Source organism: Janthinobacterium sp. Ant5-2-1, assembly GCF_001445815.1.
GTDB lineage: Bacteria > Pseudomonadota > Gammaproteobacteria > Burkholderiales > Burkholderiaceae_D > Janthinobacterium > Janthinobacterium lividum_E.
In genome coordinates, this window is record NZ_LNCE01000046.1 from 71766 (window position 1) to 88950 (window position 17185).

Sequence of the window (17185 nt, forward strand, 5' to 3'; positions counted from 1 at the left end):
GTCTTTGGGCGTGCCGGCGGACGTTTCCTGCGCACGAAAAAAAAGCGCACCAGTCGGTGCGCTTCAAATATTGCTTCACGTTCCCGGTCGTTTGGGTCCGCCGGTGCCGGCTTGTGGCCGCAGACAGCTATGACTCAACAACTTCTGTGAAACGTGTGTCTCCTCAATATATCCCCGGTATCAATACCGTTTTTATAGACCACTCCCCCACTAACTTTGTTACCAATTCTGTATTTCAGCCTTGCTACCGGAGCGTATATGCATATACGTGTTTCCCCTTAAGGCTGCCCATCATAGCGCATTTATTCGGCCGTATCGACTTTTTTTGCACCATGACGGGGACAACTGTTTTAGTTGTAAATTAAATTTGGCAGCCACAGCGAGATTTGTGGTACGTAGGTAATCAACCCCAGGAAGGCCAGCATGGTCAGCAGCCATGGCATCACGGCCACGGTCAACTCCGAGATGCCCATCTTGGTGATACCGGACGCCACGTACAGGTTCAGGCCCACGGGTGGATGGCACATGCCCACTTCCATGTTGACCACGATCAGGATGCCGAAGTGCACGGGATCGATGCCCAGCTTCATGGCGACGGGGAACAGGATAGGCGCCATGATCAGCACGATGGACGACGGTTCCATGACGTTACCAGCCAACAACAGCAGCACGTTGACCACCAGCAAGAAGCTGATCACGCCCAAGCCCTTGCCCGTGATCCATTCGGCCATCGCCTGCGGGATGTTTTCGCTGGTCATCAGGAACGAGAACAGCACGGCATTGGTGATGATGTACAACAGCATCGCCGACATGGCGGCCGAATCGAGCAAGACCTTGCCCACTTGCTTGATCTTCAAGTCCTTGTAGACGAAGACGGCGATGATGAAGGCGTACACGGCAGCCATGGCGGCCGCTTCCGTCGGCGTGAAGGCGCCCGAATAGATGCCGCCCATGACGATGACGATCAGCAGCAGGCCCCAGGCGCTCTTCTTGAACGTGACGAAGCGCTCGCCCCAGCTGGCCTTTTTCATGCGCGGATAGTTGTGCTTGCGCGCCAAAAACCACGTGGTCAGGCCCAGCAGCATGGCCAGCATCATGCCGGGAATCACGCCCGCCATGAACAGTTTACCGACCGAGGTATTCGTGCTGACGGAATACATCACCATTACGATCGACGGTGGAATCAGGATGCCCAGCGCGCCCGAGGTGGTGATGACGCCGGCGCCGAAACCGCGCGGATAGCCCTGCTTGACCATGGCCGGCAGGATGATGGAGCCGATCGCCACCACGGTGGCGGGGCTGGAACCGGACACGGCCGCAAACAGCGCGCACGCCATCACGCCGGCCAGCGCCAGGCCGCCATGCCAGTGGCCGACCATGGAGCTGGCGAAGTTGATCATGCGCCGCGCCACCCCGCCATGCGTGAGGAAGTTACCGGCCAAAATGAAGAACGGGATGGCCATGATCTCGAATTTCTCGATGCCCGTGAAAATCTTCAGGGCCACCGATTCGATGGGCACGCTGGTCATGGTGAACAGGAAGGTCAGTACCGTCAGGCCCAGCGAAATGGAAATCGGCATGCCGGTCAGCATCAGCGCCAGCAGCAACACAAAAATAATCAGCGCGTTCATGCCTTGGCTCCTTTTTCTTCCGCCGTCAGTTCGTCTTCCAGGCCCTCGACGTGCGAGTGATCGTGTTTCGGCAAGGCGCCCGTCTTGATGAAATGCACCATCACTTGCAGGAAACGGAAGCACATCAGGTAGGAACCGAGCGGCACGGCCAGGTACACCAGCCACATGGGGATTTCCATGTCGGCCGAGGTCTGGTCCGTGTGGCCGATCGACCACACGAAGCTGGCGCCCAAAGTCCCGACGATGCCCGTAAACAGGGCGCCGGCGCCGAGGCCGAAGACGATAAAGCGGTCACGCCAGCGCGGGTTCATGCGGTTGATCAGCACATCGACGCCCACATGGATGCCCGTGCGCACGCCATACGCGGCGCCGAACTTGGCCATCCAGACGAACATGTAGATACACAGTTCCTGAGCCCAGCTGGTATTGATTTGAATCAGGAAGTCTTGCAGGCCCGGTATCGGCAGGCCCGCCAGGTAGCGGTGCACGACCGCGACGAAGATGATGAAGGTGGCCGCGCCCATCAGGGTCGCGATCAGCCACTCTTCCAGGTGATCCAGAAATTTCATGGTGGACTTTCAAAGAATGCGGGTACACGGACTCCCGCGCAGGACGCGCAGGAGTCATTCAAGCCAGTGGCAGGGATGCCCTGCCTGGCGCGCCAGGCGGCGCGCTACAGCATGCTGCTTACTTCGCGCTTTCCTTGTTGATGGCCGAGATCAGGTCCTTGCCGATGCGCCCTTCCATGGCCTTCTGCACGGGTGCCAGCGCCTTGCGCCACTCGGCCTGTTCCTGCACCGTCAGCGTATAGATCTGCGTCTTGCCCGCTTTCTTGATGGCGTCGAGGGCCTGGTCGTTGTCGCGCTGGGCGATGGCTTTTTCAAACGTGGTCGCCTCGCGCATGGCTTTTTCCAGCTGGCCGCGTATATCGGGCGGCAAGCCATCCCAGAATTTCTTGTTGACGATGACGGCATAGCCCAGGTAGCCGTGGTTCGACACGGTCACGTGCTTTTGCACTTCATGCATCTTTTGCGTGTACATATTCGATGGCGGATTTTCCGTGCCGTCGACGACGCCCGTCTGCAGCGCCTGATACACTTCCGAGAAGGCCAGCACCTGCGGGTTGGCGCCCAGCGCGCGCATCTGCGCGTCGAGCACCTTGGACGACTGGATGCGCATTTTCAGGCCCTTGAAGTCGGCCGGCATGTGCAGCGGCTTGTTGGCCGACATCACCTTGAAGCCGTTGTCCCAGTAGGCCAGGCCCGTGATACCCTTGGGTTCCAGTTTTTTCAGCAGGCTCTTGCCGATTTCGCCTTCGGTGACGTTGTACAGCGCCGTCTTGGTGGGGAAGATGTAGGGCAGGTCGAAGGCTTCGAATTCCTTCACGCCCAGCGGGCCGAACTTGGCCAGCGAGGGCGCCAGCATCTGCACGGCGCCCAGCTGCAGCGCTTCGAGTTCTTCCTTGTCCTTGTACAGCTGGCTGTTCGGGTACAGTTCGACCTTGACCTTGCCATTCGTGGCTTTTTCGGCCAGCTGCTTGAAGCGTTCGGCGGCCTGGCCTTTCGGCGTGTCGGTCGCCACGACGTGGCTGAACTTGATGACGATGGGGGCTTGCGCGTAAGCGTGGACGCCGGCGGTGGCGCCTATGGCCGCGCACAGCGCGACGAACATGGTTTTCATCTGCATTGTTGTCTCCTGAGTGGTTTTTGAAAAACTTTATTATTTGTCTACTTGGATATTGTGCCAAAGAAACTGCCGCCGCTATTGTGGTTAACCACAATAGCCGGTTCCCGATAAGCCGCTACCCTGCCAGCCATGCCGACTCCCCCCACCCTTGCACGCCGCTTCAAGCTATCGAGCCCGATGCGCTGGCTGCTGCCCGTCATCCTGCTGCTGCTGTTCCTGTCCATCCTGTTCTGGCTGCCCTGGCAGGCGCGCCAGATGGAAAGCAACGAACGCCAGGAGCAGCTGATCGCCGACACCCTGTGGGTGGAACAGACCATCCGCTTCCAGCTGGCGCGCAACGAGGAAAGCCTGTTCAACCTGGGCGTGGACATCGCCAGCGCCTCCCTGTCGACGGAAAAAGTGCACGAACGGCTGCAGCAGATGTTGCGCAATGGCCGCGAATTGCAGCGCGTGCTGTGGCTCGACACCAGCGGCAAGGTGCTGGCCACCAGCGACAACAGCCTGCCGCACGCGCTGTCGTTTGCGCCGGCCTCGCTGACGGCGGCCGACAATGCGCGCCGTTTGCACCGGGGCCAGTATGCCCAGCCTTCGCAGCAGACGGGCTTTCCCGACGCGCCGCCGGGCGCCATGCTGATGGATTACCACCAGCCCCTGTTCGATGGCCAGCGCTATGTCGGCAGCCTGGTGGCCACCTACCAGATCAGCAGCCTGCTCGATGAAATGGTGCCGTGGTGGTTCGCCCAGGATAACCAGATTTCGCTGATCGACCGTGACGACAAGGTGCTGGCGCGCCGCGCCGCCGCCGGTCCCGGCCACGGCGTGTACACGCACAAGCGCGCGCTCGACGTGCCCGGCGCCAGCATCACCCTGTTTACCGACAGCGTGAAAAGCCAGCCCAAGCTGCTGCCCAATTTGCTGGTCGGCTCCGTCATCGCCCTGTCGCTGGGCTTGCTGTGGAGCTTGCTGGCCCTGTGGCGGCATATTTCGCGCCGCCTGGTGGCCGAAGGCGCGCTGCGCCAGCAGATGCTGTTTCGCACGGCGATGGAAAACTCGCTGGTGACGGGCATGCGCGCGCGCGACCTGGAAGGCAGAGTCACCTACGTGAATCCCGCGTTTTGCCAGATCGTCGGCTATCCGCCCGAAGAAATCCTGGGCCGTTTGCCGCCCATGCCCTACTGGGTGCCCGAGGCGCTGGAGGAATACCAGCAGCGCTTCGTCAAGGCCCTGGCCGGCAATCCCACGCCGCAGTTCGAAACCTATTTCCAGCGTCCGGACGGCACGCGCGTGGCGGTGCTGATCTTCGAGGCGCCGCTGGTGGACAAGAACGGCCAGCAGACGGGCTGGATGGGGTCCGTGCTCGATATTTCGGACCGCAAGCGCGTCGAGGAACTCAATCGCCAGCAGCAGGAAAAGCTGCAAACGAGCTCGCGCCTGGCCACCATGGGCGAGCTGGCGTCGATGCTGGCGCATGAACTGAACCAGCCGCTGGCGGCCATTTCCAGCTACACGACGGGCGCCTTGAATTTGATTCGCCGCGCCATCGAGCATGACGCTCCCGTCGATCCGGGCACCTTGAAGCCGGCGCTGGAACAGGCCAGCGCGCAGGCGCAGCGAGCCGGCCAGATCATCCGCAGCGTGCACGATTTCGTGCGCAAAAGCGAGCCGCAGCGCCAGGATATCGCCATCCGCACCCTTATCGACGGCATCCGCGCGCTGATCGACCTGCAGGCGCGCAAATACTATGTCACCATCCAGGAAGAGCTGCCGCCGGACCTGCCGCTGCTGCGCGCCGACCCCGTGATGATCGAGCAAGTGCTGCTGAACCTGACGCGCAACGCCATCGAGGCCATGCAGGACGCGGCGCCGGGACGGCGTATCATGCGCCTGCGGGCCAGCCACGACGCGCGGCAGGGCATGGTGACGGTGGACGTGATCGACCATGGCCATGGCATCCCCCAGGACGTGGCCGAGCGGCTGTTTTCGCCGTTTTTCTCGACCAAGTCCGAAGGCATGGGCATGGGCCTGAACATCTGCCGCACCGCCATCGAATTTCACGGCGGCGCGCTGACCTTCGGCGCCAACCCCGCTGGCGGTACCATCTTTACATTCAGCGTGCCGGCCGCGCCAGGCGCGCCGCACTCGCATTAACCAGTAATCAGTAACCAATAACGCATAACGACAAGCCGGAGACACCATGCTACACATCATCGACGACGAAGAGGTCGTACGCGACTCCCTGTCCTGGCTGGCCGCCTCGCGCAGCATCGAATCGCGCAACTACGCCAGCGCCCAGCAATTTCTCGATAGCCTCGATGGCAGCTTCGACGCGGCCGGCGACTGCGTGCTGCTCGACGTGCGCATGCCCGACATGAACGGCATCGCCATGTTCGACCAGCTGGTCAAGCGCGACCTGACGGCGCGCCTGCCCGTGATCTTCCTCACCGGCCACGGCGACGTGCCGATGGCCGTCGACAGCCTGAAACGGGGCGCCTTCGATTTCTTTGAAAAGCCGTTCAACGACAACGACCTGATGGACCGCGTGCAGCAGGGCCTGGCCAACTCGCGCCAGGCGGGCGAGCTGGCCGCCGTGCACGCGCGCCTGGCCACCCTGTCGACACGCGAACGCGAAGTGCTGGACCTGATTTTGGCGGGCAAGATGAACAAGGTGGTGGCCGACAAGCTGGGCATCAGCATGCGCACCGTGGAAGTCCACCGCGCGCATATCTTCGACAAGATGCAGGTCAAGACGGCGGTGGAACTGGCGGGATTGTTGAAGTAATGACGCTGATTGTTGGATTACGCAGCGCTGGCGCGCCGCTAATCCAACCTACGTTGCAATATAGGCCGGCGTAGGTCGGCGTAGGTCGGCTTAGCGCAACGCGCGTAAGCCGACACCACCACCATCACTCATCATGGTGTTCATGATGCTCTTCCACGCCATGCTTCCAGTAGCTGGCCACATGCAGATGCTGCTTCGGCACCCCGGCGTCAATAAAGTGCCCGCGCAAGCCCTGCACCTGCGCATGCTCGCACGCCACCCACACGTAGCCGTCGCCATCCTGCGGCAAGGCCACTTGCGCCAACGCTTCCAATAGCAGCGGCCCCTTGCGGCCATTGCGCGCCACCCAGCGCACGTCCAGCCGGGCCGCGCAATCGAGCGCGATCTGTTCACCGTCTTCGACGATCTCGATCACGGCAATGGCGCGCGCCGTGGCCGGCAACTGCTCCAGGCGGCGGGCGATGGCCGGCAAGGCCGTCTGGTCGCCCACCAGCACATACCAGTCGAAATCAAGCGGCACCAGCATTGAGCCGCGCGGGCCGCCCACGCCCAGGGTCTGGCCGGGCGCGGCTTGCGCCGCCCAGCTGGCAGCGGGGCCGTCGCCATGCAGCACGAAGTCGATTTCCAGCTCGCGCCGCGCGGCGTCGTAGCGGCGCGGCGTGTAATTGCGGGCGATGGGGCGCGCGCCCTCGGCATACTGGATGGGATTCGGCCCATTGCCCAGCACGGGAAACACGGGCGCTGTCTGCCCCGGGGCGGGGAAGAACAGTTTCACATGGTCGTCGTGCGCCGGCGAGACAAAGCCGTCCAGGTCGTCGCCCGCCAGGGTGATGCGGCGCATGTGCGGCGTTAGCTGTTCGGTGCGCACGACGGTGAGCACGCGCAGTTTCAAGTCATGCCGCACGCGCTCGATGGCGTGCGGGCGTGGCGCTGTAGTTGTTACAGTAGTCATTGCTTGTCCTTGTAAAGTGGGCTCAGTGGCCGTCGACGATGGCGTTCGCCGCCTGTTCCAGCACGGCGGAGACGCGCTCGGCTTCCGCCTCGCTCCAATTGGTCTTGTTCAGCAACAGCGCATGCTTGAGGGTATGCATGGCCTGGTGCACGCGCTCGGGCAAGGCCTTGCGCGCCTGGACGCGGGCAAACATGTCGAGGCGGGCCAGGATGCCATCCACCTGGGCGCGGTTCTCGTCCAGGTAGGCGCGGCCCAGGTCCGTGATCGTGTAGAGCTTCTTGCCGCTGGCGCTTTCGGAAGACGTGACGTGATCCTGCTCCTCCAGCAGGGTCAGGGTCGGATACACGGCGCCCGGGCTGGGGGCGTAGGCGCCGCCGCAACGCTCTTCGATGGCCTTGATGATTTCATAGCCGTGACGGGGGCTGATTTCGATCAGCGCCAGCACGATCAGCGGCAGGTCGCCGCGGCCGAAGACGCGCTCGGCCCGTTCGCCGCGTCCACCGCGCCCGCCAGGACCACCGCCCATGCCGTCACCGCGCTCGTCGAAGCCGCGCGGGCCGCGGCCATGCATGGCGTATTCCTGGCGATGTTCGCCATGATGGTGGTGATGCTGGCCGCAATGGCCGTGATGATGATGGCCGCCGTGGCCGTGTTCTGCGTGGTGTGAGTTTCTCATGTTTTCTCTTTAAAGATATATCGTTAGTAGGTATCGGCATTTTATAACGATATATCGATAAGTCAAGGAGAAATTTGTTATGCTCGTCTTTTCCCACTCCACACGCCGATGCCATGCCTGAAAAAACCGTTGCTGAAAAAATGTATGTGAAAAATGCCACGACCCTGGCCGTGCTCAATGACGGCGGCGAGCATGGGCAATTGCTGGCGCAGTTACCGGCCGAGCGGGTAGTACGGGAAGGTGAAAATGCCGACTGGATACTGCTGTTCGCGCGCAGCCGCGCGGAACTGGAGCAATTCCTGCCAGCGGCGCAGGCGCGCCTGGCGCCCGGTGGCGCACTGTGGGTAGCGTACCGCAAGGGCGGAATCAAGGCAGGCAGCGATATCCACCGCGACGATATTCGCTTGTATGCGCAGCAATCAGGGCTCGACAGCGTGGCGATGGTCGCCATCGACGCGGACTGGTCGGCGCTGCGCCTGAAACAGGTGTAACCGAAGTCTAGACGACGCCGTGCAAGGCCAGCGCCCATTCGACGTGTTCGCGCACGATGGCCGACGGGTGCTCGCGGCGCGACAGCAGGGCCGCGACGATGTCGGCCTGGCCCTTGGCCTTGGCGGCCGCATTGCCCATGCCGACGGCCAGGTTGCGCAGCCAGCGTTCGTGGCCGATGCGGCGAATCGCGCTGCCTTCCATGCGGCGGTTGAATTCCTCTTCCGTCCAGGCGAACAGCTCCACCATGCCGGCGCTGCCCAGGCTGTGGCGCTCGTCGAAGTCGGGCACGACGGCGCGCTGGGCGAACTTGTTCCACGGGCAGACGGTCTGGCAATCGTCACAGCCGTACACCTTGTTGCCGATCAAAGGACGCATCTCGACGGGAATGGCGCCCTTCAATTCGATCGTCAGGTAGGAAATGCAGCGGCGCGCGTCGAGCTGGTACGGCCCGAGGATGGCTTGCGTCGGGCACACCGTGATGCACGCCGAGCACTGGCCGCAGCGCGGCGTTTCCGGCGGATCGACGGGCAACGGCACGTCGATGAGGATCTCGCCAAGGAAAAAGAAGGAACCGCCCTGGCGGTTGATCAGCAAGGTATGCTTGCCGCGCCAGCCCAATCCCCCCTTTTGCGCCAGCTCGACTTCCATCACGGGCGCCGAATCGCTGAAGACGCGGTAGCCGAAGTCGCCGATCTCGCCCTTGATGCGCTCGGCCAGCTGCTGCAGGCGCGAACGCATCACCTTGTGATAATCGCGGCCCCGCGCATACACGGAAATCACGGCCGCCTCGGGATCGGCGTCGCGCGCCGCCTCGCGTTCGCGCCAGTCCGGTCCCAGCGCCGGCGGCAGATAATTCATGCGCGCGCTGATGGCGCGCACCGTGCCCGGCACCAGTTCGGCCGGGCGCGCGCGCTTCATGCCGTGGCTGGCCATGTAATCCATTTCGCCGTGATACCCTGCAGCTAGCCAGGCTTGCAAGGGCGCTTCCATGTGCGACAGGTCGACGTCGGCGATGCGCACCTCGGCAAAACCCAGCTCGCGCCCCCATTCCTTGATGGTGCGCGCCAGGACGGCGAGATCGGTGACGGTGGCGGACATAGGGGACTTTACGGAAAACGGCAGGCGCGCGGGCGGTTACAATGAGAGCAGCCTCCATTTTATGCGATACCGAAGATAATGACCGAACACTTCAAAGCCCATCTCCACGACGAAGCCGGCACCGCCGCGCTGGGCGCCGCGCTGGCGCGCGCGCTGGCGCCGGGCCTGGCGATCTACCTGCACGGCGACCTGGGCGCCGGCAAGACGGCCCTCACGCGCGCCCTGCTGCACGCGGCCGGCCATGCGGGCCACGTGAAAAGCCCCACCTACACCCTGTCCGAACCGTACACGGTGCAACTCGACGGCCGGAGCGTCAACGTCATCCATTTCGACCTGTACCGCATGGGCAGCGCCGAGGAATTTCTCGACGCGGGCTTTCGCGAAGACTTCGACGGCCGCAATATCTGCATCGTCGAATGGCCGGAGAAAGCCGAACCGGTGCTGCCGCCAGCCGACCTGAATATTTATTTGAACGTTGCGGGTACAGGACGTGATGTAGAATTGCAAGCGTCTTCTGAATTGGGTCTGTCATGCCTTCACCGTCTCAAATTCGCCCCGAACCTTTGATCTCCTCGCCCATCACCCGGCGCACGGTCCTCAAGGCCGGCGGCACCCTGCTGTTGTCCGTGTTCGCGCCCATGTCGGCGATGGCGGCGCAAATTCTCGCCGTGCGCGTCTGGCCGGCCGAGGACTACACGCGCGTCACCCTGGAAAACGACAGCATCCTCAAGGCGACCCACTTCATCGTCAAGGACCCGGAACGCCTGGTGGTCGACATCGAAGGGCTGGAACTCAACCCCACCCTGAAGGGCCTGGTGGCGAAGATCCAGTCGAACGACCCGTACATCAAGCAGGTGCGCGTGGGCCAGAACCGGCCCAACGTCGTGCGCCTGGTGTTCGACCTGAAAGAGGAAGTCACGCCGCAGCTGTTTACCCTGCCGCCGGCCGGCTCCTACAACCACCGTCTGATCTTCGACCTGTATCCCGTGCGCGAGCCGGACCTGATCGCGCAGATGATCGAAAAAGGCGACTGGTCGAGCGACCCGGCCAAGCCGCCGATGGCCGACACGCATACGCCGCCGCCCGCGCTGCCGCTGCCCGAGAGCGGCAAGCCGCCCGTGGCCGCCGTCACACCGGCAACACCGGTCGTGCCGCCCGTGCCCGACGTGCGCCCGGAACAGCGCCCCGAAGCGCGTCCCCTGCCGGGCCAAAAAGTGGTGCGCATGATTACCATCGCCCTCGATCCCGGCCACGGCGGCGAAGACCCGGGCGCCATGGGCAGCCGGGGCAGCCGCGAAAAAGACGTGGTGCTGGCCATCGCCAAGCGCCTCAAGACCAAGCTGGAACTGCAGCCGAATATGCGCGTCATGCTCACGCGCGACGCCGATTTCTTCGTCCCGCTGGGCATGCGCGTGGAAAAGGCGCGCAAGGTGCAGGCCGACCTGTTCGTCTCGATCCACGCCGACGCCTTCATCCAGCCGACGGCGCGCGGCTCGTCCGTCTTCGTGCTGTCCGAAAAGGGCGCCACCTCGACGGCCGCGCGCTGGCTGGCCAACAAGGAAAACCAGGCCGATCTGATCGGCGGCGTGAACGTGAAGAACCACGACAAGCAGCTGGCCAGCGTGCTGCTCGACCTGTCGACGACGGCGCAGATCAATGACAGCATGAAGCTGGGCAAGGCCGTACTGCGTGAAATCGGCGGCATCAACCGCCTGCACAAGGGTTCCGTCGAACAGGCCGGCTTCGCCGTGCTCAAGGCGCCGGACATCCCTTCCATCCTGATCGAGACGGCGTTCATCTCGAATCCGGAAGAAGAAGCCAAGCTGACCGACAACGGCTACCAGGACCAGATGGCCGACGCCATCGTCACGGGCATCAAGAATTATTTTGCCAAGAATCCGCCGCTGGCGAAAAGCCGCCTGACCTGACATGAAAGCTTAGCATGAGCGAGAGTACCTTTGGCCAGCTGCCGGCCGTGACCATCCGCGCCGCCGATGGCGCGCAAGCGACCGTCACCCTGTACGGCGGCCACCTGGTCTCGTGGCAGACCAGCGATGGCCAGGAGCGCCTGTTCTGCAGCCGCGATTCCGCCCTCGACGGCAGCCGCGCCATCCGTGGCGGCGTACCCGTGATCTTTCCCCAGTTCGGCGCGCGCGGCACGGGCATGCGCCACGGCTTTGCGCGCGTGGCGACGTGGCAGCTGGAATCGAGCGGCGAGGCCGATGGCGCCGCATGGGCGCAATTTGTCCTGACCCAGGCTGACTTGCCGGAAGCAATCGCCGCCACCTGGGCCTGGGCTTTCACCTTGCGCCTGCGCGTGGCCGTCAAGGCGCAGGCGCTGGAACTGAACCTGTCCGTGCACAACACGGGCGAGCAGGCGTTTCCATTCTCGGCCGCCCTGCACAGTTATTTTGCGATTGATCAATTGAGCGAAGCGCGCGTTGGCGGCTTGCAGCGCGTGCGCTACTCGGACGAGACGCCGCAAGACGCCTTGCAGGCGGAAGAAGTGCTGCAGTTCGCGGACAAGCTGGACCGCATCTACTACCAGCTGCCCGGTCCCTTGACCCTGCAATCTGGCAGCCATACCCTGCGCCTGGAGCAGCAGGGCTTTACGGACGCCGTCGTGTGGAACCCGGGCGCGCAAGACGCGGCCGCCCTGCCCGACCTGGCCGACGACGAGCAGCCGCGCTTCATCTGCATCGAGCCGGCCCTGATCCAGCCCGATACCCTGGCCGCCGGCGCCGAATGGACGGGCCGCCAGCGCCTTGAGTTTATTTAATTCGATTCCTTGATGATGCGGCCATTTCCCGGCTGAATCGGGCGCGCATTCAGGGGATACAGGCGGCTGAACAGCGCCATCTGCGCCGGCGACGCCTGCACCGGCTGCTTCATCACCATCCACAGCACGCCTTCGCTGCAAGGCGGCTCCGTCATCGACCCCATATACGTGTAGTAATCGCGCCGCGCCGGCAGCATCTCGGCCGGGTCGAGCAGGATGGTCGGCTGCATGGTCTCGAATTTTTCCAGCGGCAGGTTGTTCCACACGGTCTGGATGGTCGCTTGCGGCGCGCCCCGCTCCAGCAGCAGCGCCAGCACGGCTTGCCGGCCTTCAGCGTCGCGGTGCACCAGGTGCACCACCATCTCGAACGCCTTGCCATTGATGCGCTCTTCGGACGGGCGGTGGAAATGGAATTGCTGCAGCTCGAACATGCGGTTCTGCACCGTGATGTAATTGCCGCCGCTCACGCCCACCTGCACCGTGTGGCCATTGTCGACCACGTTGAATGACGACGGGTGGTAGTCAAAGCTGATCTGTTCAAGTTCCACCTTCATGCCGTCGCGGATATCGATCGGCGACTGGCGGCTGCCATTGCCGCACTTGGCCCAGTCGACATTGATCTTGCTCCAGTTGGCCGGGCCGCTGTCTCCCTCGTACGACCAGTGCGTGCCGCGCGCCACGGGCGGTGGCGGCGGCGGCGCGGCCTTCACCACGGCGGCGCGCTTGGCGCGGGCGGCGGCGCGGGCCGCCTGGGTGGCGCGCATTTCCGCCAGTCGCGCGGCGATGCGTTCGGACAGGTCGACTTCGGCCGCTTCTTCCTTTTCGCGCGCCGTGGGCGCGACGACGACAGGCGCCTTGGCCTCCTTGCCCTTCACCGATTCGGTCAGGGTTTTCATGGCGGCCGCGCGCGCCGACGCCGACATGGGCGCGGATGCGGTGGCGCTCGCCGGGGCGGGGGCATCTTTGGCGCTTGCCATGGCCGTCATCACGGCAAGGCTGCAAGCTAACAGGGCGCTCAAATGTCGCATGGAAATCCAGAAAGTAAGAATACCCTCTGGTTTACGGCTGGAAAGCAACAAAACTTGAATCAGGGCAGGAGCAAAACAGAAGTGCCGAAGAGAAAACGGGATCCAGGGCCAGCTGCGGACGGTGCCGCAGCATGCTTGCCCTGGATCTTTGCAGCAATTACGCCGACTTGCCGACCATGCGCTTGTAGAGTTTCCACATGCCGCCCAGTACCACCGGCACGACAGCGGCGCCGACACCGATCAGCACGATCAAGGTCAGGTGGTCGCGAATCCATGGGATATTGCCGAAGAAGTAACCCGCCGTCACCAGACCGACCACCCACAACAGGGCGCCCGTGATGTTGTACATCTGGAAGCGCGCATGCGTCATGTCGGAAATGCCGGCCACGAACGGGGCGAAGGTGCGCACCACCGGCACGAAACGGGCCAGGATGATGGTCTTGCCGCCGTGCTTTTCAAAAAATTCATGCGTGCGGCGCATGGCGTCCTTGTTGATCCAGCGGTAATCGTGGGTAAACACCCTCTGCCCGATGGCCTCGCCTATCCAGTAATTGAGCGTGTTGCCCGTGACGGCCGCCGTGACGAGCAGGAAGATCAGCAAGCCCAGGTGCATCTGTCCCGTCGCGCAAAACGCGCCGGCGATAAACAGCAAGGTATCTCCAGGGAAGAAAAACAGCACCACGAGGCCTGTCTCGCAAAAAATAATGGCAAACAGCACCGCATACACGAGGGTGCCGTACTGCTCGATCAAGATACCCAACGTCTTGTCGACATGCACGATCATGTCGAGGAATTGCACAAAATCCATATATTTTTCCCTAAAGGTAGCGGCGGAATCATACACCACCCGGCCCGCGCAACGGCAGTCCCCGGGCCGATATTTCTGGATTAATTCTGCGGCGCCCTTGCGCGTGTGGCAATTTAAGTAAAGGTTAAGGAAAAGCCATATCGGCAGGCAACTGTCAGGATCGCCATCTGCAATGTTTTTCCAACGAAATATTGCCATTCCGGTATACACTTTCTGCACGGCGCAACCCGCGTCGACCAGGAGAAAACATGTATCGACACCCACTGAGCGGCCTGACCATGGCCACCGTACTGGGGCTTGCACAGCTGGCTGCCCACGCGGCACCCGTCCAGATCAAGGCGCCCGCCGAACTGCCCGCCAAGGCAACCTTGGCCGACGTGATCAAGGCCTCGAAGCCGTCCGACTGGCGTCCGCTGGACCCGGACAACACTCTGTACCTCGACATTCCCGCCGGCCGCGTGGTGATCGAACTGGCGCCCGACTTCGCGCCGAAACACGTGGCCAACATCAAGGCCCTGGTGGCGGAACAGTATTACGACGGCCTGGCCATCACGCGCGCGCAGGACAACTGGGTGGCGCAGTGGGGCGATCCGAACGAGAAAAATCCCAAGCCGATCCAGCATGCCCAGCGCACCCTGCCCGGCGAATTCACGGTACCGCTGAAAAACATCAAGAGCTTCACTCGCCTGCCGGACGTCGATGGCTATGCGCCGCAAGTAGGCCATTCAAACGGCTTCCCGTCCGCGCGCGACCCTAAAACGGGCACGGCCTGGCTCACGCATTGCTATGCCACCGTCGGCGTGGGCCGCGACAGCGCCAGCGACAGCGGCGGCGGCACGGAGCTGTACGCCGTCATCGGCCAGTCGCCGCGCCACCTGGACCGCGACATCACCGTCGTCGGCAGGGTCGTCTCCGGCATGCCATTGCTGTCCACCCTGCCACGGGGTACGGCGCCCATGGGCTTTTATGACAGCCCCGAGAAAAACGTGCCGATCAAGGCCATCCGCCTGGCCGCCAGCGTGCCACCCGAGCAGCGCAGCAACCTGGAAGTGATGCGCACCGACAGCGCCGCTTACCAGGCCGTGCTGGAAGCCCAGCGCCACCGCGGCGGCCCGTGGAGCAAGGTCACGGCAGGCCATATCGACCTGTGCAATGCGCCGATACCGGTGCGGGAGGTGGGGAAGTAGGCCAACTTTTAGCCCAAGAGCAAGGGCTGGGGTCAGACCCGACGGGTCTGACCCCGGTATAATTACCGCATGAACGCTCCCATTACGCCCCACCGCCCGATCCAGGCCTTGCCTGACCAGTTGATTTCGCAAATCGCCGCCGGCGAGGTGGTCGAGCGGCCGTCCGCCGTCGTCAAGGAGCTGCTGGAAAACGCGCTCGACTCGGGCGCCACGCAGATCACGGTGCGGCTGGAAGAAGGGGGCGTGAAACGCATCGCGATCACCGACAACGGGCGCGGCATCGACAAGGATCAGCTGCCGCTGGCCCTGGCGCGCCACGCCACGTCAAAAATCGCTTCCCTGCACGACCTGGAAAACGTGGGCACCCTGGGCTTTCGTGGCGAGGCGCTGGCCTCGATCGCCTCGGTGGCCGCCGTTACCGTGACCTCGCGCACGGCCGACGCAGCCCATGCGTGGGAAATCGTCGGCTCGCACAATGGCAGCGTCTCGCCATCGTCGGGCGCGCACGGCACCACGGTCGACGTGCAAGACCTGTATTTCAACACGCCCGCGCGGCGCAAATTCCTCAAATCGGAGCAGACGGAATACGGCCACTGCGCCGAAGTCGTGCGCCGCATCGCGCTGGCGCGGCCGGACGTGTCGTTCTCGCTGTCGCACAACGGCCGTACCATCGACCAGTGGAATATCAGCGAACTGGCCAAGCGCAGCGCCCACATCCTGGGCAACGACTTCGCCGAAGCGCGACTGGCACTGGACGAGTCGGCCGGCAGCCTGCGCATCCACGGCTTTGCCGGCTTGCCGACGGCGTCCAAGGCGCGCGCCGATGGCCAGTTCTTTTATGTCAACGGACGCTTCGTGCGCGACAAGCTGCTCGTGCACGCCGTGCGCATGGCCTACCAGGACGTGCTGCACGGCGACCGTTTCCCGTCGTACGTGCTGGCGCTCGACCTCGACCCGGCCCTGGTCGACGTCAACGTGCACCCGTCGAAGATCGAAGTGCGCTTCCGCGACAGCCGTTCCGTGCACCAGTTCGTCTTCCACGCCGTGCAGCGCGCACTGGCGCAGACGTCGGCCACGGCCTTCGGCAGCGTACCGGCACCTTTGCCGGCCGCTTCCACCCTGGGCGGCGATACCGCTGGCGCAGGTTTGGGTGGCCCCGGCATCTGGCGCCGCGAGCAGACGCAGACCTCGTTCGGCACGCAGTTTACAAATACCTTTGCCCCCGCCTCGCCCGGCGCGAACCTTCCCTTCTTTGCCGACGCGCCAGGCGTGGCCCAGGACACGGCGGCCTACGGCGCCCTGTTCGGCGGCGGCACAGGTGTCGCCAACTCGCCGATCACGCAGGTGGAACCGTACATCGCCTCGCCCGAAGCGATGGCGCGCGAAGAGTATCCGCTGGGCTTTGCCCTGGCCCAGCTGCATGGCATCTACATCCTGGCGCAAAATACCAAGGGCCTGGTGCTGGTCGACATGCATGCGGCGCACGAGCGCATCCTGTACGAGCAGCTGAAAAACGCGCTGCAGGCGCAAGTGTCGGGCCAGGACATGCAGGTGCAATCCTTGCTGATCCCCGTCACTTTCTATGCGGACGCCATCGAAGTGTCGACGGCGAATGAAAACCAGGACACATTGAAAGCGCTGGGCTTCGACATCGCCGCCCTGTCGCCCACCACCCTGGCCGTGCGCAGCGTGCCGACCTTGCTGAAGAACGCGGACGCGCAAACCCTGGCGCGCGACGTGCTGCGCGACGTGCGCGAATACGGCGGCTCGCGCGTGCTGATCGAGCGCCAGAACGAATTGCTGGGCACCCTGGCCTGCCACACGGCCGTGCGCGCCAACCGGATTTTATCGGTACAGGAAATGAACGCCCTGCTGCGCCAGATGGAAAGCACGGAACGCGCCGACCAGTGCAACCATGGCCGGCCCACGTGGGTGCAGGTCGAGATCAATGCGCTCGACAAATTATTCCTGCGCGGCCAGTAGACAATAGAGACAGTAGGTCGGATTAGCGCAGCGTAATCCGACACTGCAGCGGCGGCATCACGTCGGATTACGCTTGCGCTAATCCG

At 63.4% G+C, this 17185-nt stretch carries 16 protein-coding genes; 8 read left to right on the forward strand and 8 right to left on the reverse strand.

Features of this window, described 5'->3' with window-relative positions:
• Nucleotides 1–350: 350 nt before the first annotated feature.
• From ASN89_RS15215 to ASN89_RS15225, 3 genes are all read right to left on the reverse strand, one after another.
• Nucleotides 351–1631, reverse strand: a complete 1281-nt coding sequence (locus ASN89_RS15215) for a TRAP transporter large permease (RefSeq protein ID WP_034746868.1) — start codon at nucleotides 1629–1631, stop codon at nucleotides 351–353.
• Nucleotides 1628–2200 (reverse strand): TRAP transporter small permease, encoded by a 573-nt coding sequence (locus ASN89_RS15220; protein WP_034746865.1) that lies wholly within the window; start codon nucleotides 2198–2200, stop codon nucleotides 1628–1630. Before ASN89_RS15220 ends, ASN89_RS15215 begins: the two co-directional genes overlap by 4 nt.
• Before the next feature lie 118 nt (nucleotides 2201–2318).
• Nucleotides 2319–3311, reverse strand: coding sequence for a TRAP transporter substrate-binding protein (locus tag ASN89_RS15225; RefSeq protein ID WP_402721258.1), 993 nt, complete (start codon nucleotides 3309–3311; stop codon nucleotides 2319–2321).
• A 135-nt stretch (nucleotides 3312–3446) separates the two neighbouring features.
• On the opposite strand from ASN89_RS15225, the gene ASN89_RS15230 reads away from it, so the two are divergent.
• Together ASN89_RS15230 and ASN89_RS15235 are read left to right on the forward strand one after the other, a co-directional pair.
• Nucleotides 3447–5465 carry a PAS domain S-box protein gene (locus tag ASN89_RS15230; RefSeq protein WP_058049848.1) on the forward strand — a complete coding sequence of 673 codons (2019 nt, stop codon included), beginning with the start codon at nucleotides 3447–3449 and terminating at the stop codon, nucleotides 5463–5465.
• Nucleotides 5466–5511: 46 nt separating this feature from the next.
• The gene (locus ASN89_RS15235; RefSeq protein ID WP_035821983.1) at nucleotides 5512–6096 is read left to right on the forward strand and encodes a response regulator transcription factor; all 585 of its coding nucleotides are present in this window, start codon (nucleotides 5512–5514) and stop codon (nucleotides 6094–6096) included.
• Nucleotides 6097–6220: 124 nt separating this feature from the next.
• Here ASN89_RS15235 and ASN89_RS15240 read toward each other — a convergent pair whose 3' ends face one another.
• Complete coding sequence (locus tag ASN89_RS15240) at nucleotides 6221–7048, reverse strand: siderophore-interacting protein (RefSeq protein ID WP_058049849.1); 828 nt, start codon at nucleotides 7046–7048, stop codon at nucleotides 6221–6223.
• 22 nt (nucleotides 7049–7070) lie between these two features.
• Complete coding sequence (locus ASN89_RS15245; RefSeq protein WP_046686178.1) at nucleotides 7071–7619, reverse strand: PadR family transcriptional regulator; 549 nt, start codon at nucleotides 7617–7619, stop codon at nucleotides 7071–7073.
• A 218-nt stretch (nucleotides 7620–7837) separates the two neighbouring features.
• On the opposite strand from ASN89_RS15245, the gene ASN89_RS15250 reads away from it, so the two are divergent.
• On the forward strand, nucleotides 7838–8215 hold the full coding sequence (locus tag ASN89_RS15250; protein WP_082654592.1) for a DUF3052 family protein: 378 nt from the start codon (nucleotides 7838–7840) through the stop codon (nucleotides 8213–8215).
• 7 nt (nucleotides 8216–8222) lie between these two features.
• Here the strand turns inward: ASN89_RS15250 and queG are convergent, their stop codons facing one another.
• On the reverse strand, nucleotides 8223–9314 hold the full coding sequence (gene queG, locus ASN89_RS15255) for a tRNA epoxyqueuosine(34) reductase QueG (protein WP_058049852.1): 1092 nt from the start codon (nucleotides 9312–9314) through the stop codon (nucleotides 8223–8225).
• Nucleotides 9315–9392: 78 nt separating this feature from the next.
• Here queG and tsaE point away from each other — a divergent pair, with 78 nt between their 5' ends.
• The 3 genes from tsaE to ASN89_RS15270 are packed head-to-tail and all read left to right on the forward strand — an operon-like array spanning nucleotide 9393 to nucleotide 12093.
• Nucleotides 9393–9881 carry a tRNA (adenosine(37)-N6)-threonylcarbamoyltransferase complex ATPase subunit type 1 TsaE gene (gene tsaE, locus ASN89_RS15260; protein ID WP_058049853.1) on the forward strand — a complete coding sequence of 163 codons (489 nt, stop codon included), beginning with the start codon at nucleotides 9393–9395 and terminating at the stop codon, nucleotides 9879–9881.
• Nucleotides 9845–11242 carry an N-acetylmuramoyl-L-alanine amidase gene (locus tag ASN89_RS15265; RefSeq protein ID WP_058049854.1) on the forward strand — a complete coding sequence of 466 codons (1398 nt, stop codon included), beginning with the start codon at nucleotides 9845–9847 and terminating at the stop codon, nucleotides 11240–11242. Before tsaE ends, ASN89_RS15265 begins: the two co-directional genes overlap by 37 nt.
• 14 nt (nucleotides 11243–11256) lie before the next feature.
• Complete coding sequence (locus tag ASN89_RS15270) at nucleotides 11257–12093, forward strand: D-hexose-6-phosphate mutarotase (RefSeq protein WP_058049855.1); 837 nt, start codon at nucleotides 11257–11259, stop codon at nucleotides 12091–12093.
• Here ASN89_RS15270 and ASN89_RS15275 read toward each other — a convergent pair.
• Nucleotides 12090–13121, reverse strand: a complete 1032-nt coding sequence (locus ASN89_RS15275; protein WP_058049856.1) for a carbonic anhydrase — start codon at nucleotides 13119–13121, stop codon at nucleotides 12090–12092. The two genes, ASN89_RS15270 and ASN89_RS15275, sit on opposite strands and share 4 nt — an antisense overlap.
• Nucleotides 13122–13278: 157 nt before the next feature.
• Nucleotides 13279–13929, reverse strand: coding sequence for a VTT domain-containing protein (locus ASN89_RS15280; protein ID WP_046686184.1), 651 nt, complete (start codon nucleotides 13927–13929; stop codon nucleotides 13279–13281).
• Between the two features lie 248 nt (nucleotides 13930–14177).
• On the opposite strand from ASN89_RS15280, the gene ASN89_RS15285 reads away from it, so the two are divergent.
• Nucleotides 14178–15116 (forward strand): peptidylprolyl isomerase, encoded by a 939-nt coding sequence (locus ASN89_RS15285; RefSeq protein ID WP_046686185.1) that lies wholly within the window; start codon nucleotides 14178–14180, stop codon nucleotides 15114–15116.
• 69 nt (nucleotides 15117–15185) lie between these two features.
• Nucleotides 15186–17099, forward strand: a complete 1914-nt coding sequence (gene mutL / locus ASN89_RS15290) for a DNA mismatch repair endonuclease MutL (RefSeq protein WP_058049857.1) — start codon at nucleotides 15186–15188, stop codon at nucleotides 17097–17099.
• Nucleotides 17100–17185: the final 86 nt, after the last annotated feature.

Excerpts from the sequence above, each read along its gene's own strand:
- ASN89_RS15215 (WP_034746868.1), bottom strand. The coding sequence starts at position 1,631 with ATGAACGCGCTGATTATTTTTGTGTTGCTGCTGGCGCTGATGCTGACC.
- ASN89_RS15220 (WP_034746865.1), bottom strand. The coding sequence starts at position 2,200 with ATGAAATTTCTGGATCACCTGGAAGAGTGGCTGATCGCGACCCTGATG.
- ASN89_RS15225 (WP_402721258.1), bottom strand. The coding sequence starts at position 3,311 with ATGAAAACCATGTTCGTCGCGCTGTGCGCGGCCATAGGCGCCACCGCC.
- ASN89_RS15230 (WP_058049848.1), top strand. The coding sequence starts at position 3,447 with ATGCCGACTCCCCCCACCCTTGCACGCCGCTTCAAGCTATCGAGCCCG.
- ASN89_RS15235 (WP_035821983.1), top strand. The coding sequence starts at position 5,512 with ATGCTACACATCATCGACGACGAAGAGGTCGTACGCGACTCCCTGTCC.
- ASN89_RS15240 (WP_058049849.1), bottom strand. The coding sequence starts at position 7,048 with ATGACTACTGTAACAACTACAGCGCCACGCCCGCACGCCATCGAGCGC.
- ASN89_RS15245 (WP_046686178.1), bottom strand. The coding sequence starts at position 7,619 with ATGCATGGCCGCGGCCCGCGCGGCTTCGACGAGCGCGGTGACGGCATG.
- ASN89_RS15250 (WP_082654592.1), top strand. The coding sequence starts at position 7,838 with ATGCCTGAAAAAACCGTTGCTGAAAAAATGTATGTGAAAAATGCCACG.
- queG (WP_058049852.1), bottom strand. The coding sequence starts at position 9,314 with ATGTCCGCCACCGTCACCGATCTCGCCGTCCTGGCGCGCACCATCAAG.
- tsaE (WP_058049853.1), top strand. The coding sequence starts at position 9,393 with ATGACCGAACACTTCAAAGCCCATCTCCACGACGAAGCCGGCACCGCC.
- ASN89_RS15265 (WP_058049854.1), top strand. The coding sequence starts at position 9,845 with ATGCCTTCACCGTCTCAAATTCGCCCCGAACCTTTGATCTCCTCGCCC.
- ASN89_RS15270 (WP_058049855.1), top strand. The coding sequence starts at position 11,257 with ATGAGCGAGAGTACCTTTGGCCAGCTGCCGGCCGTGACCATCCGCGCC.
- ASN89_RS15275 (WP_058049856.1), bottom strand. The coding sequence starts at position 13,121 with ATGCGACATTTGAGCGCCCTGTTAGCTTGCAGCCTTGCCGTGATGACG.
- ASN89_RS15280 (WP_046686184.1), bottom strand. The coding sequence starts at position 13,929 with ATGGATTTTGTGCAATTCCTCGACATGATCGTGCATGTCGACAAGACG.
- ASN89_RS15285 (WP_046686185.1), top strand. The coding sequence starts at position 14,178 with ATGTATCGACACCCACTGAGCGGCCTGACCATGGCCACCGTACTGGGG.
- mutL (WP_058049857.1), top strand. The coding sequence starts at position 15,186 with ATGAACGCTCCCATTACGCCCCACCGCCCGATCCAGGCCTTGCCTGAC.